Origin of the sequence: Haloglycomyces albus DSM 45210 (assembly GCF_000527155.1) — a bacterium.
GTDB lineage: Bacteria > Actinomycetota > Actinomycetes > Mycobacteriales > Micromonosporaceae > Haloglycomyces > Haloglycomyces albus.
On record NZ_AZUQ01000001.1, the window covers coordinates 2400057 to 2415737 of the forward strand.

13 protein-coding genes are annotated in these 15681 nt (G+C 61.8%); 9 read left to right on the top strand and 4 right to left on the bottom strand.

All coding sequences use genetic code 11. The features are described from left to right. Positions 1–79 precede the first annotated feature (79 nt). The 6 genes from HALAL_RS0111210 to HALAL_RS0111240 all read left to right on the top strand — a co-directional run bounded on the left by HALAL_RS0111210 (position 80) and on the right by HALAL_RS0111240 (position 6771). Positions 80–889, top strand: coding sequence for a metallophosphoesterase (locus HALAL_RS0111210; protein WP_029767801.1), 810 nt, complete (start codon positions 80–82; stop codon positions 887–889). 495 nt (positions 890–1384) lie between these two features. Beyond that, complete coding sequence (locus tag HALAL_RS0111220; protein WP_029767803.1) at positions 1385–2605, top strand: helix-turn-helix domain-containing protein; 1221 nt, start codon at positions 1385–1387, stop codon at positions 2603–2605. 110 nt (positions 2606–2715) lie between these two features. Continuing rightward, positions 2716–3546 (top strand): Nif3-like dinuclear metal center hexameric protein, encoded by an 831-nt coding sequence (locus tag HALAL_RS0111225; protein ID WP_029767804.1) that lies wholly within the window; start codon positions 2716–2718, stop codon positions 3544–3546. Beyond that, on the top strand, positions 3543–4328 hold the full coding sequence (locus HALAL_RS0111230) for a zinc ribbon domain-containing protein (RefSeq protein WP_025274100.1): 786 nt from the start codon (positions 3543–3545) through the stop codon (positions 4326–4328). The genes HALAL_RS0111225 and HALAL_RS0111230 overlap by 4 nt, the downstream gene beginning before the upstream one ends. Positions 4329–4514: 186 nt before the next feature. Then, positions 4515–5669: a signal recognition particle-docking protein FtsY gene (gene ftsY / locus HALAL_RS0111235; protein WP_025274101.1), complete on the top strand. Its 1155-nt coding sequence runs from the start codon at positions 4515–4517 to the stop codon at positions 5667–5669. Positions 5670–5982: 313 nt separating this feature from the next. Beyond that, positions 5983–6771, top strand: a complete 789-nt coding sequence (locus tag HALAL_RS0111240) for an aminoglycoside phosphotransferase family protein (RefSeq protein ID WP_025274102.1) — start codon at positions 5983–5985, stop codon at positions 6769–6771. Positions 6772–6791: 20 nt separating this feature from the next. Here HALAL_RS0111240 and HALAL_RS0111245 read toward each other — a convergent pair whose 3' ends face one another. Next, the gene (locus tag HALAL_RS0111245; RefSeq protein ID WP_025274103.1) at positions 6792–7409 is read right to left on the bottom strand and encodes a LysE/ArgO family amino acid transporter; all 618 of its coding nucleotides are present in this window, start codon (positions 7407–7409) and stop codon (positions 6792–6794) included. Between the two features lie 114 nt (positions 7410–7523). Then, positions 7524–8522: a nicotinate-nucleotide--dimethylbenzimidazole phosphoribosyltransferase gene (locus HALAL_RS0111250; RefSeq protein WP_025274104.1), complete on the bottom strand. Its 999-nt coding sequence runs from the start codon at positions 8520–8522 to the stop codon at positions 7524–7526. Positions 8523–8590: 68 nt separating this feature from the next. Here HALAL_RS0111250 and dapF point away from each other — a divergent pair, with 68 nt between their 5' ends. Beyond that, positions 8591–9391 carry a diaminopimelate epimerase gene (gene dapF, locus HALAL_RS0111255; protein ID WP_025274105.1) on the top strand — a complete coding sequence of 267 codons (801 nt, stop codon included), beginning with the start codon at positions 8591–8593 and terminating at the stop codon, positions 9389–9391. Here dapF and HALAL_RS0111260 read toward each other — a convergent pair. Next, on the bottom strand, positions 9388–10803 hold the full coding sequence (locus tag HALAL_RS0111260) for an NAD-dependent malic enzyme (RefSeq protein ID WP_025274106.1): 1416 nt from the start codon (positions 10801–10803) through the stop codon (positions 9388–9390). The two genes, dapF and HALAL_RS0111260, sit on opposite strands and share 4 nt — an antisense overlap. Before the next feature lie 425 nt (positions 10804–11228). On the opposite strand from HALAL_RS0111260, the gene hflX reads away from it, so the two are divergent. Beyond that, on the top strand, positions 11229–12662 hold the full coding sequence (gene hflX, locus HALAL_RS0111265; RefSeq protein WP_025274107.1) for a GTPase HflX: 1434 nt from the start codon (positions 11229–11231) through the stop codon (positions 12660–12662). 137 nt (positions 12663–12799) lie between these two features. After that, positions 12800–14404, top strand: a complete 1605-nt coding sequence (locus HALAL_RS0111270) for a hypothetical protein (RefSeq protein WP_156937711.1) — start codon at positions 12800–12802, stop codon at positions 14402–14404. 89 nt (positions 14405–14493) lie between these two features. On the opposite strand, the gene lexA is transcribed toward HALAL_RS0111270, so the two are convergent. After that, a complete protein-coding gene (gene lexA / locus HALAL_RS0111275; protein ID WP_025274109.1) occupies positions 14494–15150 on the bottom strand; it encodes a transcriptional repressor LexA in 657 nt (218 codons plus the stop codon). Positions 15151–15681 lie beyond the last annotated feature (531 nt).

Genomic DNA, 15681 nt, shown 5'->3' on the forward strand with positions numbered 1-15681 from the left:
GTCTGTCTTTGAGATTAACCGGATCGAGTTTTACCGACAAGTTGTCGTCGGCGTCGCCGCTGCCATTACCATCTTCACTATGCCGCAAAACGAACCCGCCGTAGCTTCGGCTGTATACGTCGCCAGTGATGTTCACGGACACTTTGATCGGTTCCGTGACGCGCTTCGGGAGAAGGAGCTGATTGACCAGGATGATCGTTGGTGTGCGGGAGACAGTCAACTGTGGGTGCTGGGCGACCTCTTCGATCGGGGTGACGCGGGCTTGGAGACCCTGCGACTACTGCGTCGGCTCGGCACCGAGGCGGAGGCGGCGGCGGGAACCGTCGAAGTGCTTCTCGGTAATCACGAAATGCTCCTGCTGGGGTCACACCGCTTTGGTACGGACCGGTTTCAGGACTTCGACGGAAACGAGCGTCAATTTCTCCAATGGTGGATCATCAACGGCGGTCATGAAACCGACGCCGAGGAATTGAATGCCGACGAGGTGGAGTGGTTGTTGCACCGCCCGGCGATGGCCTTGGTACGGGACACGCTTCTCGTTCATTCCGACACGGTGAGCTATGCCGAATGGGGGTCGGATGTGGACGAAGTGAACGCGACCGTTCGTGCCGAATTGGACAGTGATGATCCACAACGGTGGTGGCAGCTATTCCGGGAACTCACCCGTAGGCATGAATTCGAGGGTGAGGCCGGGGTGGAGCGAGCCAGTGGAATTCTGGGAATCTTCGGTGGGCGATTGATCGTGCACGGGCACTCAACGATTCCTGATACGACCGGGGTGGAGGCGGAGGAAGTGAGCGAACCTCGACGGTATGCCGACGGTTTGGTGCTCAATGTAGACGGAGGAATCTATGAGGGCGGGCCCTCGCTGGTGGTGCGACTCGAGTGACCGTTCAGAGAATGTCACCCTTGGTGTCCAATAGTTGACAAAATTCGGTATCTCCTAGTTCTTGCCTTTCTGTCTCCGGCGTCGCATTCTGTAGGTAGAAAAACCAAATTCGTATACCGCTCACGATCCTGTCCGAGGAAGGATCGGCTACGACGGAACGCTCCCGAGCCCGCATCGGGACGGTCGTCTGACCGGGGTTCTCTCCGTCCCATGCCGATCGTTCGCGGACCCATGAACCGACCAATGGTTGCCGTCGCTTGCCATTGCGTTTGGGCTCGTATTGGACAGGACGGTTCGACGGTTCGTACCACGAGTGTGAACCGCCGTTCCGCATGCCCGTCATACCGCGGGCCGCCAACCGACACTGACCGAGAACCGGAGCACGCTCCGGCCTCAAACGACGTCGCACCGTGGACCGCCGTTCCCGGCCTGCCGCGCGGGCGCGTCGCTGCGAACGAGAATCCGGTGAAGCCTGTGGAATCTAAAGAACAACACATGGGACGCAGAGTCGCTTACTGGCGTGGGCGACGGGGGATGAGCCAGCAAGTTTTCGCCGATCAACTCGGCAAGTCAAAAAGCTGGGTCGACAAGATCGAACGGGGGGTGCGTCGCCTGGACAAATATTCGGTGATCACCGATATCGCCGCGGTACTGAAAATCGACGCCGGACAGTTGGTCGTTACCGAACCCAAGCGCAAACCCCACCACATCAGTTGCCTGGACGAAATCGAGATCGAACGTATTCGCCAATCCTTGGAACGTTATGAGCGGCTCGGACTGTATCTGGATTCCGCCAACATCCGACCACCTGAACTTTCCACTTTGGAAAAGGACGTTCACTATGCCTGGCACGCGTACGAAAAAGGCCATTACCCCGTCGTAACCCGTTCTTTGGTCAACCTGCTGGGGACGGCACCCATGGCGGAACAGGAGGCCACGACACCGGCCTGTGCCGCTCGTGCCGCCGAATTGACCAGTCAGGTCTATCAGATCGCCTCCACGGTACTGCGTAAAATCGGGGAATCCTCGATGGCCTGGCTGGCCGCCGATCGAGCCATCAGCGCCGCCAATCGGGGAAATGACGACCTCCTGATCGGTACCTCGACCACCAAAGTCGCCAACGCCCTGCGGTCCCTGGGTCGCCACGATGCCGCCCTAGACCTCAATATTCAAGTCGCCCATGGACTTATCAGTCACAAGGGCGGTACGAAAGCCGATCCCGCCGCCAAAAGCGTATACGGAATCCTCCTTCTCCAAGGGGCGATGGCCGCCGCGCACGCCGGAGACACGGCCAGCACCCACGATCTGCTGGCGAGCGCGGAACACGCCGCCGCGATGGTGGACGAAGGCAGCAACCACTACTGGACGTCCTTCGGTCTTACCAACGTCTACCTGCACCGTGTCGCCGCCAACATCGAACTCGGCGAGGGTCATGCCGCCGTCGCCATCGCCGAAAAAATCCCTGACTCTCAATTGAACCACCTGGTGGCCGAACGTCGCGCCCATCATCATCTCGACCTCGCTCGGGCCAATCTGCAGATCGGCGATATGAAGGAGGCCGGACACAACATCTTGAAGGCGCAAAACATCGCGCCTTCGGAGATCATGTGCCGTCCGATGGCGATCGAGGTCGTGGAACAGATTCTCAAGCGTTACCGGGGCGAGCCGGGGACACACATTCGTCGGTTGGCGGGTGACATGGGAGTCAGTGTTTAGCGCGTCCGCTCGAATACCTGAAAGTCGCGGAGCCAACCCTCGCGGCCGATGCTCGACACGTGCGAATCGCCCGAACCACCGTGGTTTGCGTTAAACCGTACAATTACCGAGTGCCAACCTTCGCTGAAATCACCGAGCATCTGGACACGCTGTACCCGCGACACTGGGCCGAACCGTGGGACCGCGTCGGTCTCGTCACCGGACGCGGTGAAACCGAGGTCGCCGCAGTACACCTTGCCGTGGATCCGACGCCGGCCACCGTCGCCGAGGCCCGTCGGAACGGGGCGAACCTGATCGTCACCCATCATCCCCTCCTGTTGCGCGGCGTTTCGAGCCTCGATCCCGCCGCCGATTTCAAAGGCGAATTGATCCACACCCTCATCGAGAACGGAATGGGGCTCTACTGCGCTCACACCAACGCCGACGTTGCCAATCCGGGCGTCTCGGACGCGCTCGCGCGGCTGCTCCATCTGCACGAACTGGAGCCTCTGCATGCCTTGAGCGGGGCGGAGCACACCGGCAGCGGCCGTGGGATCGGACGGGTCGGACACCTGCGTCGTGCGATCACGCTGGGAGAATTCAGTGCCCAAGCGGCGGCGGTCCTGCCGAGGACGAGCTGGGGTCTACGGGTCGCCGGTGACGTGAACCGCCCCGTGCGCAGGATCGCCGTATCAGGAGGCGCGGGTGACTCATATCTAAATGATGCCGCCGCCGCGGAAGTCGAGGTATATTTGACAGCCGACCTGCGTCACCATCCAGCCTCCGAAGCCATTGACAACGGCGGCCCGGCGCTCATCGATGCCGCCCACTGGGCCACCGAACGCCCCTGGCTGGATCTGCTCGCGACGCAACTGGCCGATGTCGTCCCCACCGTTTCGGTATCCGACATCCCCACCGACCCATGGAACCACCACGTCAGCGCGGAGGCTACAGACAAGTGACCCGAGTAGACTATTTTGACCAGCGCCGCCTGCTTGAGGTGCAGGTAGCCGACACCCGAACCGCTCAACTACGTCACCGTCTGCGCCGCGTCGCCGAGGAATACGACACCGCTTCGATCGAGGCGTCGATGACCGAACTTCGCGATGGAGCGGGCGCGTTTGAAGCGCAGTACAGTGATTTGGAACGTGATCTGGAGACGGTGCGTCGTGAACTGGTCAGCGTCGACAAACGAGCCGACGCCAACCGGGACATCATGGCGTCCGGAGACGCGCCGAAACCCGAGATGACGCGGCTGCAACGTGAACTGGAACAGCTGAATCGACGTTACGGCGATCTCGAGGAGCGCAAGGTTCAGATCAATGAGCGCCGTGCGCAGCTGAAAAAGGCGGTCGGGTTGATCGATGAGAAACTCGTCGAACTGTCGGAGGAGAAGGAAACCCGCGAGAAGAAGCGGGTCGAGGCGGAAGCCGAGTATCGCACCGAACTCGATGGAGTCGTCACCGAGCGGGAGCGGGTCGCCGCGGCCCTCCCCGACGCCCTCATCGAACTGTACGAGAAAATTCGTTCCAAGCAGCCGGTCGGGGCCGCCGAACTGGTGGACAGTCGCTGTAGCTCCTGCCGTATCGAAAAGACGCCCAACGCTTTGAAAGCCATCGCCGAAGCCCCTGCCAATGACATCGTTCGCTGTGACGACTGCGATGCCATCCTGGTGCGTAGCGATGGCGCCGCCCGCAAGCCGCAGACGTCGGCCGACAGCGAGCTGGATGAATTCCTTAACTGAGACCTCGCTCGATTCCGAGTCGCCGTCCGTTCCGGGTATTCTGGCCGTTGGCGCCGAACGTCCGGACCGTGTGAGGCGGACGCGGTGACGGTGAATGCGGTTCAAAGGAAACCGACGTGAGTGCCTCCCGGCTTGGTCCAGAGCCTCGCATGGAAGACGACGCAACGAAACCGGAAAAGGTGAAGAGTGGAAAACTGGGTAATGTGGCTGGTCATTGCCATAGTAGCGATAGCGGCGATATCCGGGTCCATCGTTTGGGCGACCCGCCGTAAACCCGAGCTTGACGACCGTCGTGACGAGGTCGACGCGGACGGCTCCGTCGCTGTGGAAGCGACCGACGAGGATACCGAAACCGTTGACGGGGACGGGGATACGGCAGAGGCGGCACCGACCGTTCAACCGGAAACACCCGAACCGACCGGCGGTCGACTCGTTCGGCTGCGTTCCCGCCTCGCCCGATCCAATAACGTGTTCGGAAAGGGCCTTTTGGCACTCCTGTCGAGCGACAAGCTGGACGAGGAGGTCTGGGAAGAGGTCGAGGACACTTTGCTGACCGCCGACGTCGGCATCAACGCCACGATGGAGATTGTGGAGCGCCTGCGGGAGCGGGTTCAGGTACTGGGCACCCGCGATGCCGGCCAATTGCGTGGACTGTTGAAGGAAGAACTCACCGCCGCGCTCGACCCCGAACTCGATCGTTCCATTCATACCGTCGGTCAGGACGGAAAGCCCGCTCCGGTGCTCGTGGTGGGGGTTAACGGCTCCGGTAAGACGACCACCTGCGGCAAGATCGCCCGGGTACTGGTGGCCGACGGCAATTCGGTCGTGATGGGTGCGGCCGATACGTTCCGCGCGGCGGCCACCGAACAGTTGCAGACGTGGGGCGAACGTGTCGGTGTGCCGGTCGTGCACCGTGAAGAAGGCGCCGATCCCGCGTCGGTGGCGTATGAAGCCGTTTCCACCGCGGACGATAAGAACGCCGACGTGGTCTTGCTTGATACGGCCGGTCGTCTGCAGAACAAAACCGGCCTGATGGACGAACTGGGCAAAGTCAAGCGTGTGGTGGAGAAACGTGAGCCGATCGCGGAGACTTTGCTGGTCATCGATGCTACGACCGGTCAAAACGGTTTGAAGCAGGCGGAGGTGTTCGGGCAGGTCACCGATGTGTCCGGAGTGGTTCTCACCAAACTTGACGGCACCGCGAAAGGCGGGATCGTGATCGCCATCCAACGTCAGCTCGGAGTGCCGGTGAAGTTGGTGGGTCTGGGAGAGGGGCCCGACGATCTGGCCCCGTTCGAAGTCGACGGTTTCGTCGACGCCTTGGTTGACGGTGACGATTAAACTGTTGCTGAGGTGGTCTAGGAGTTCCCGGTGTATCGGGCTTGCGTTCGGCGGCTCGAGGAATGATGCGGTTGCGACGGTCTCCAGCGGAGACTCTTCCCTCCCGACACAATCATCCGGAATCGAACGGCGACGATCGTAACGGTCATCGCCTACCGGGCGCATTCGATGATCGTGTGCCCAGTACTATCTAGAGCACTTCTCAAATGGCGATCGTACAGTAGGCGGTCGCATCGTCGGTGTAGGCGGGCGGCCACCGCTCTCCACCGCCGACGGTGACTGTGACAGAAGCGCGTACACGAGGCACGGGACAGTGAGTCAAGATGAGATTCCGCTGCACGGCGGTAACACCAGCACTGTAGTTCGGTTGGGCGATACGGTTCGGCGTAATACGGGCCCTTGGACGAACGCTGTCCATGCCCTGCTCCGGCACCTGAAAGAGAGCGGCTTCACCGGTTCACCGCAGGCCTTGGGTATCGACGAGCATAACCGCGAAGTTTTGGAGTTCGTGGAGGGCGAGCCGGGAAAGTACCCGCTGGCACCGCACTGGACGACCGACGAGACGCTGGCCGACGTGGCGCGCATGCTACGCGGCTTCCACGACCACCAGTACGGTTTCCGGCCTCCGCCGGGGGCGCAATGGCGCTCTATGGGAGGACCGCCGCCCGACACCGAAGTCATCTGCCACCACGACGCCGCTCCACACAATGTCGTCCGTCGTCCGGACGGAACTTTGGCCCTCATCGACTTCGACCTGTCCAGCCCGGGTACGCGCATCTACGACGTCGCCTATTCGGCGTGGACGTGGGTACCGCTGTTCACCGATCGGGATTCCATCTCTCTGGGATGGAAGAAGCCCGACCGGGCCCGCCGGTTGCGTATCTTCGCCGACGCCTACGGCCTGACGACTCATGACCGGGGCCGGTTGATCAGAGTGGTACGCAAAAGAATCGTCGACCATATCGAAGGTATTCGCCGGCTTGCCGATTCCGGAGACCCCGTATTCGAGCGATTGGTGCGCAAGGGGCATCTCCGTCGGCCTGCTCGTGACCTACGGCTTCTCGACGCTGAACGGTATGTACTGGACGAAGCGCTGCGCTGACCGTATCGAGCGGCCTCGGGTCAGCGTAGAGTCTGCACCAATTCGACCACCAGCATTCCCGCGAAGAACAGCATCACCATCCCCGACACGCGATCGAACCACACCCTCCGCTGCGGGGTCAAGAAGCGACGGAACGCAGCCGCTGCTCCCGCCAGGAGAAGGAACCAGATCCACGACGCGGTGAGAGCCCCGGCCGCGAAGGCGGTGCGGCCGGCCACCTGTTGTGCGGCGATAGCGGCACCGATGACCACGACCGTGTCCAAGATGGCGTGCGGATTCAACAGGGAGACTGAGGCGGTCTTGGCGATGACGCCGCGCGGAGAGGTGACCGCCGTCGTCGTCATCCCATCGTCGGTAACCTTGGCGCGCAAAGAATCAACCGCCAGGTACACGAGGAACGCCGCCCCGCCCGCCAGTAGGATTTCACGTAGACCGGGAACGTTGCCGATCAAAACCCCGGCTCCGGCGGCCCCGAGGACGATCAGCAGCGTATCGCATATCCCGGCCGCGACGACCGCCCACAGGGCGCGGGGCATTCCCATCGTCAGACCTTGGCTGAGTACGAAAACATTCTGAGCCCCAATGGGGATGATCAAAGCAAGTCCAAGCAAAAGCCCGGTGACGTAAGTGGCGGCCACAGTACGATCTCCGTTAAGCGAGTCCGACGATCATTGGCCCACAAGGGAGCCGTTATGCACTCGCCCAACATATACGAGACAGACCACGGTTTCAAGACGCTGGGAATCGTCCGGCTAGTCGGTGGAGGCGTTCCCAAACAACTCCGAGGTCCGCAATGCCTCCTGAAGGACATTCCAGCCCGGAATCAGACCGGCCCCGTCACCGAGATTGACGTCCAGCCCCATACCGTCGCTGAAGCCCGCTTGTGCGGCCAATTTATCGATCACCGGGTGCGACGGCCGATTCGGCATGTAGCACCATTTCGGGGCGGCCAGCTGAACGTCTCGTGCCACCATGGCCGCCGCCGCACCGGTGACCCCGTCCAGCAACACCGGAGTTCTCCGCGCCGAAGCGGTAACGATCGCCGCCGCCATGGCACCCAATTCCGCTCCCGCCACACGAGCGATGATCTCCTCCGGTCGACGCTCGAAACCGCGATGAGCGCCCAGATGATCCCGCAACGACACGATACGATCCATCCACGCCGCGTCGTTGACGGTGCCGTCCGGGTGCACCAAGGTCGGCAGGAAATTGGTGATGTCGTTCTTCACAAACGTCGCACACACCGCAACCGCCGCCGTCTGCGCGCCGGTGCCCAGCCCGGTCATCAAGAGAACATCGTGGCCCGCGTCAATCGCCTTGTCGGCCACCTCTCGGCCCGCCAAAACGGCGTCCTCCACCTCGGCGGAATCCAACAAAGGCCCACCTTGCCCCAGAGACGGCGAGACCTCCACCAATTTCGTCGAGATTCCCGCCCGTGCGGGGGGTTCCCCGATCACCCCGTGCTGAGTCTCCACGTCGGTCATCGCCACATTGACGTCGTCCTCGGCCCCCGCGTCCCAGCCGTCCGGATAACGTCCCGCGAAAAACAGTGCTCGCGGGCGCTGAAACGGTACGGGAGCGGCCACCTCCTGAATGCGGGAGCTCCACGTCAAACCGCCCTCCCACGCGCCGAACGCCGCGGGATTCGGAGTCAGGCGCTCCAGTCGACGGCGTGCGCGCGAGGTCCACACGCCGTTGGGAAACTTCGCCTTCAGGTCGTTAATGGGTGCAAGTTCAGTCGAATCGGTCACGCCTCAAGGTTATCTGGTCGAAAAAGCGCCATAATGAAGTCGTGACGCCAGAAGCAGAAGCCAACACGATCCCGTTCGCCAAGGGCCACGGAACGGGCAACGACTTCGTGATCATTCCCGACCCGCACCACCGCTACGACATGAAACCCGAGGACGTGGCGCTCCTGTGCCATCGCCGCTTCGGTATCGGCGGCGACGGACTACTGCGCGTCGTCCCCGCCGGGAGCGACAGTGACGCGGACTGGTTCATGGACTATCGCAACGCGGACGGATCGATCGCCGAAATGTGCGGCAACGGACTTCGGGTATTCGCGCGATACCTGCTGGACCAGGCTCTCGTCAGCGGCGACAGGCTCGTCATCGACACCCGAGCAGGACAGAAAATCGCCACGGTCAGCCCCGAGGGCATTCAGATCGATATGGGATCCGCCGAATTCGGACCGGCCTCCTGGACCGACGTGCACGGGTTCACCTGGACCGGGCAAGCCGTATCGATGGGAAACCCACACCTGGTCACGCAACTGGCGGAATCCGACCGCCTCGAGGACCTGGACCTGACCCGCCCACCCCGCTTCGACCCCGACGTCTTCCCCAACGGAGTGAACCTCGAATTCGTCACCGGACACTACCCTCACGTGGCGATGCGTGTACACGAGCGCGGAGTAGGCGAGACCCTGTCCTGCGGCACCGGCGTGGCAGCCGTGGCCGCCACAGCCCTGCGACGTCACGATCCCGACGCTACGACCGGACACGTCACCGTCGACGTACCCGGGGGACGCCTCGAAGTGGACGTGACCCCCGAATCGATTCTTCTCAGCGGCCCGGCCACGATCGTCGCCGCGGGCCGAACCGACCTGACATCCCCCTAAAGGTCCCCGGCGCTCGCCGTCGGTGCCGCGCTCACGGCCCTCACCGACTTGGCGACGGCGGGGGCGACCTTATTGTCGAAAACGCTGGGAATGATGTAGGTGGGGTTGACCTTGTCCGGTCCGACGCAATCGGCGATCGCATCGGAGGCGGCCAGAGCCGCGTCGTCGTTCCACGAGGTCGCCTGGGCGTCGAGGAGACCTCGGAACACCCCCGGGAACGCCAACACATTATTGATCTGGTTGGGCTGATCGCTGCGTCCGGTGGCCACGATCGACGCATAGCGGGCCGCCTCGGCCGGGGCGATCTCCGGATCAGGATTGGCCAAAGCGAAGACGATCGGGTCGCGTTTCATTGTGGCGACGTCAGAGCCTTTGAGGATATTGGGAGCCGAGACCCCGATGAACACGTCCGAGTCCTCCACCGCTCCGGACAGATCACCGGAATAGTTGTCCTGGTTGGTGTTCTCGGCCAACCACTGCCAGGTGGCGTTGTCGGTGTCCATGCCCCGCCACAAGGCTCCTTCACGATCGACCGCCACAATGTCGCCCACACCCTTGCGCAGCAACAGACGCATGATCGCCGTACCGGCGGCACCGGCACCGACGACGGTGACCTTGATGTCGCCGAACTCCTTACCCACCACGCGCAGCGCATTGGTGAGGGCGGCCAGGACGACGATGGCCGTGCCGTGCTGATCATCGTGGAAGACGGGAATGTTCAAACGGTCCCGAAGCCGACGCTCGATCTCAAAGCAACGTGGAGCGGCGATGTCCTCCAGATTGATGCCCCCGTACGTCGGAGCCAACGCGGACACGATGTCGACGATCTCATCGGTGTCCTGGGTGTCCAGGCACACCGGCCAGGCGTCCACATCGGCGAACTTCTTGAACAGAGCCGCTTTACCCTCCATGACCGGCATGGCGGCCTCCGGTCCGATGTTTCCCAACCCCAGTACCGCCGAACCGTCGGACACCACCGCCACGGTATTGCGTTTAATGGTCAAGCGACGCGCGTCGTCGGGATTGTCGGCGATGGCACGGCACACGCGAGCGACACCCGGGGTGTACGCCATGGAAAGGTCGTTACGGTTTTTCAGGGGGACTTTGGACTGTACTTCGATCTTTCCGCCCAAGTGCGTCAAAAACGTCCGATCGGACACCTTCTTGACGTCGAAATCGGGCATAGAAGTCAGTATCTCGGTCACCTGCTCGGCATGGTGAGCATCGGCGGTATCGCAGGTAAGGTCGACGACCATACGATCCACCTCGGACTCGACCACATCGAGAGCCGTTACCACGGCACCGGCTTGACCGACGACGGTGGCCAGGCGACCCGCGGCCCCTGGATCGGCTGAAAGGGCCAGACGGACGGTAATGGAAAAACCGGCACTGGGCAGACGCGCATCAGTCATTGCTCTCCTTGGTAACCACGTCGGTGTACAGCGGGTCGATTGACGGTAGAGGGTCCACACCGTCGAACGCTCGCCAGGTGACCCATCCTCATAGCTGCTTGTTTCGGTCATCACCCTGGCAGAACGGTCTCAGTGGCCTATACGCGCCGCAGCGGCCCTGACGTCTCTATTGAATCGACCTTTATTGTGCCACCGACGGGCGGGGGCGGCACCTTCACGATGGCTGTGAGCAGTGCGGCTCACGAGCGGTATGTCGGGTCACACACCGTTCTCACGAGCGGAGACACGTTACCGCCGAGTCGGCGTCCCCGGCGACGGTCAAAAAGAACTCGCCAAGCCCGAAACTTCGTGCCAAGCTTATGACAATACGGCACCTGTTACGGATGGTGTCGATACAGACACGTGACTAAAGGTTGCTTAAAGATATGAGGAATATGGAATTTGAAACCCCCGGGTACGATCCCACCACCGGAGAGCTCGACCTGGAAGCCAGACAAGCGCTGCGGCGCGTCTCCGGAATCGCCTCCACCGAGTTGGTTGACGTCAACGATGCCGAATACCGGCGCTTGCGCCTGGAAAAGGTCGTCCTCGTCGGAGTATGGGCCCACGGGCGATTGGTTGACGCGGAGAACTCCATGAACGAATTGGCCGCGCTCGCCAAGACGGCCGGTTCTCTGGTTATGGATGGATTGTTGCAGCGGCGCTATAAACCGGACGCCGGAACGTACATCGGTTCGGGGAAGGTGACCGAAGTGCGCGCCGTCGTTGAGGCGAGTGGGGCCGATACCGTGATTTGCGATGGGGAACTGTCTCCCGGTCAGCTGATCGCCTTGGAAAAAGCCGTCAATGTGAAAGTCATCGATCGTACGGCGCTCATTTTGGACATCTTCGCTCAGCATGCCAAATCCTCTGAGGGTAAGGCGCAGGTCGAGCTGGCCCAGTTGCAGTATCTGCTTCCCAGACTGCGTGGTTGGGGTGAAGCCATGAGCCGTCAGGCCGGTGGTGCCAACGGCGGTGTCGGTCTGCGTGGACCCGGTGAAACCAAGTTGGAAACCGATCGTCGCCACATTCGCGCCCGTGTGGCGCGATTGCGTAAGGACTTGGCGAAGTTGGAAATCACCCGGGCGACGAAGCGGGAAACGCGCCAGCGAAACGCCGTGCCGTCGGTGGCCATTGCCGGGTACACCAACGCCGGTAAATCGAGCGTTCTGAACAGTTTGACCAATGCGGGAATCCTGGTACAGGACGCCCTTTTCGCGACTCTGGACACCTCCACGCGACGTACGGAGACGGCCGAGGGGCGGCAGTACACCATTTCCGACACGGTCGGATTTGTGCGCCATCTTCCACACCAGCTGGTCGAGGCTTTCCGATCGACCTTGGAAGAAGTGGCCGAATCGGATTTGGTGGTGCACGTCATCGACGGTTCGCATCCCGATCCGATCGGTCAGGCCGAAGCCGTACGAGAGGTATTGGCGGACGTGGGGGCCGATGACGTTCCCGAAATCGTGGTGGTGAACAAGATCGACGCGATTTCGCCCGATGCGATCATGCGGTTGCGTTCGGATTGGCCGCAGGCGCAATTCGTCTCCAGTTTCACCGGAGAAGGAATCGACAAGCTGAAGGAACGCATCGATGCCGAACTGCCCCGACCTGAGGTAGGTATGACCGCGCTCGTTCCTTATACTCGAGGCGACCTCGTTTCGCGGGTTCGGGAGCACGGTGAAATCCTGTCTCAGGAACACTTGGCGGCGGGCACGAAGGTGTCGGCACGGGTCAATGCCGCGTTGGCCGCCGAATTGGCGGAATTTACGACCGATTCTTTCGGTGACGCATCGAACGACGTTACCGACGGTTAGTCGTCATGGGGTCGTTTGTCGGGTTCGGGGGATTTTGCGGAGGCGTCAATCTGAGTAAATCTCCGGTTTCAGTGTTATTAGTCAATGCTTCCGGGGGGTAGAGTTTGTGGCATCAGGTGTTCTGCAACACTTGACGAATGCAGCCACGGCAATCACATATGCGCATCGTAGTCTCCGCGTTGCTTGTGGTGATACTGGGATTGATTGCCCAGTTGATCCCGGCGACGGGGTACGCGCAGGACGGTGAGGACGAAGCAGTATGCGACCTCAACGATGCGCGCCTCGACCGTTTGGCGGGAATCGCTCCCGCTGACAACGGTTGGTGGGTCATACCCGACGGTGAGAGTCAAGGGAATGTCACCAACCTCTACCAGGTCGGGTCGGACTGCAATGTCCACGAGGCGATGCAGATCGACCACCGCCCCCTGGCACCTGGAAATTTGGCCCTGGACGGACAGAACCGGCTGTGGATTTCCGATGTCCGTACGCCCCAGGGAGAAGTGCGTGATTCTGGTGCGATGACGGTTTTCTCTCCCGCCACCCCCTACCAATTCGAGATGTTCCGCTTCAGCCTCCCGCAAGGAGTGGACACCTTCGACACCGCCGCGGTATCGCCGGACGGCAGCGTGCATCTTCTGGCGGCACAGGGAGATACGGTCGAGGTTTACACCGCGCCCGGTACCTATCAAGCCTGGGACACTCCGGTGGAAAAGGTCGGTGAGCTCAACCTTGGTGCGGACGGTACGGTGCTCAGCGCCGCCTTCGATTCCACTGGAAAGAATCTGGCAGTCCGCACCGCCAAGGGGATCCATGAGTTCGCCGTGGATACGAGCGACTGGGGATCGGCAAAGGACATCGAACCCGTGGTGACCGAGGTGCAAGGCAGTGCGTCCGATTCCGGTTTCAATTACGACGGGGACGGGAACTTCATTACCGCTTCGCACGCCACAACCGGTGATGTCGGTAAGCTGCGGTCGGTGGCGGCCGCCGAACCCCCGGAACCGAAGGATGAGGACGCGGAGTCCGATTCCGAGGAGAGCTCTGAGGCGGCCTCGGACGACGGATCGTTCATGGGCTCGTTCTTCCAAAAATATCGCGTCACGGACATCGTCAAGTACTTGACGATCATAGCGGTTATCGGTTTTGTAGCCATGGCAAGCGGTATCTATGTCATGGTCCGCAACCGGAAGGCACGGCGTCGGGACGACGGGGACGCGGCCGACGACGATGACGACGAATGGGGTGAACGGGTCCCCGGTTCCGACCCTGCGGTGGACGCCGACGACGACCTGGTCAAGGTCGGGGTCGATTCCGGGGCTCCCGATGAGGACTTCGAACGGGTCGCCCAGAAGGGGGCCCCCGCGCAGACGCGCGGTGAGGACAAGGGCGCGGCAAACGCCACGGGCACGGTGTACGGCGCGGGAAACGCGAGTGCGCCAAGCGGACCGGCACCGGCGAAACCGCCGGCGACCGGAAGTGTGTACGGGGGAGACGCCGCAAGCTCACGCCCGAGCGCTGCGACGTACGGGGCACCGCAGTCGGCTCCGGAACAGGCGGGCGAGACGCCACCACCTCAGGCTCCCCCTAAAGGCGGGACGACCTACGGCAATCGGGGCAGTGGATCGGTATACGGCTCGGGATCACCGGGACGGGGCTCGGTCTACGGTTCCGGCGGTGGGCAACAGAATGCGCCCGGTTCGGTCTATGGAGGTCAGCGTCGGGATACCGACGACGAACGCTAATGGCAGGAGCGCCGGGTGCAGCTGAGACGTCAACGTGCACCCGGCGCCCTCCCACGGTGTCGGTGGATTCCCTGATTCGTTCAGAGGGTCTACACCTTACGCATGACCGCCACCACGCGTCCCAGAATTTCGGCGTGGGTGGCGTCAATGGGGTCGTAGAGGCGGTTGGCGGGAAGCAGCCACTGTTGTGCATTTTGTTTCTTCCAGGTCTTCACCGTCGCTTCCCCGTCGATCATCGCGGCCACGATTTCTCCGTTGAGCGCGTCGGGTTGTTGCCGAACCACCACCCAGTCACCGTCACAGATGGCTGCTTCGATCATGGAGTCGCCCTTGACCTTCAACAGAAAATGGACACCTTCGCCGACGAACTCGGCGGGAAGCGGCATGACGTCGTAGTCACGTTCTTCGGCGAGAATCGGCTGTCCGGCGGCGATCTCGCCCACCATGGGAATGTAGCGCGGGCGGGGGTGCTGGGAGCAGCTCTGGACTCCGCCCGGAGTGTTCTGGCGGACGCCCACCGCGCGGGGGCGACCTGCCATGCGGGAGAGATATCCCTTTCGTTCGAGCTGCTTCATTTGATAAGCGACCGATGAGGCGGAGGCGAGTCCGACTTCGGCCCCGATCTCTCGAACGCTCGGCGGGTAGCCGCGATTGTTGATGAACTCCTCGATGTATTCGAGAACTTGCTGTTGGCGTCGGGTCAGTTTGCGTTTCTTGGACGGAACGATCGTGGTCTCGTCAGCCACGTTGGACTCCTGTATGTGACATTATTGGACGGCATGTCTGATTTCGTGAATGTATCCCACTGGTGGGTTCAAGTCAAACATGAGTGCGAGATCGGCGTGTCGCGTTGGGTGACCCCTGTATGGCATGGCACGGTGCGAAGACATGGCGGTAGGGCGTATCGGCGACTGTATTGCCTGGCACCTCCGGGTGAGTGAGATATCCGGAGGGATGGCGTCTACGTTAAGGTGTGGGACGGTCGTCCCGCGGCTGACACGCCAGTGTTCCCTGGTCAGCCGATCGTCATTGCCTCGAAGGTTGGAAATCCGGGGCCTGTGAACGCACTCCTATCCGATCCGGCCCGCTGCGAGGCACGGGAATTTTCTGCGCTATTCTGGAAGATAGACACAACATCTTGTGGTTCGATGTATTATCATTCACTAGGTGTTGGGGTTTGGTCGGTTCACTCATTTGGGGGAGTCATACTGAAACACCCCGCTCCGGGAGGAAAACCGCACCATGATCTCAACCGGGCACTGCCCCGGGAGGGACGG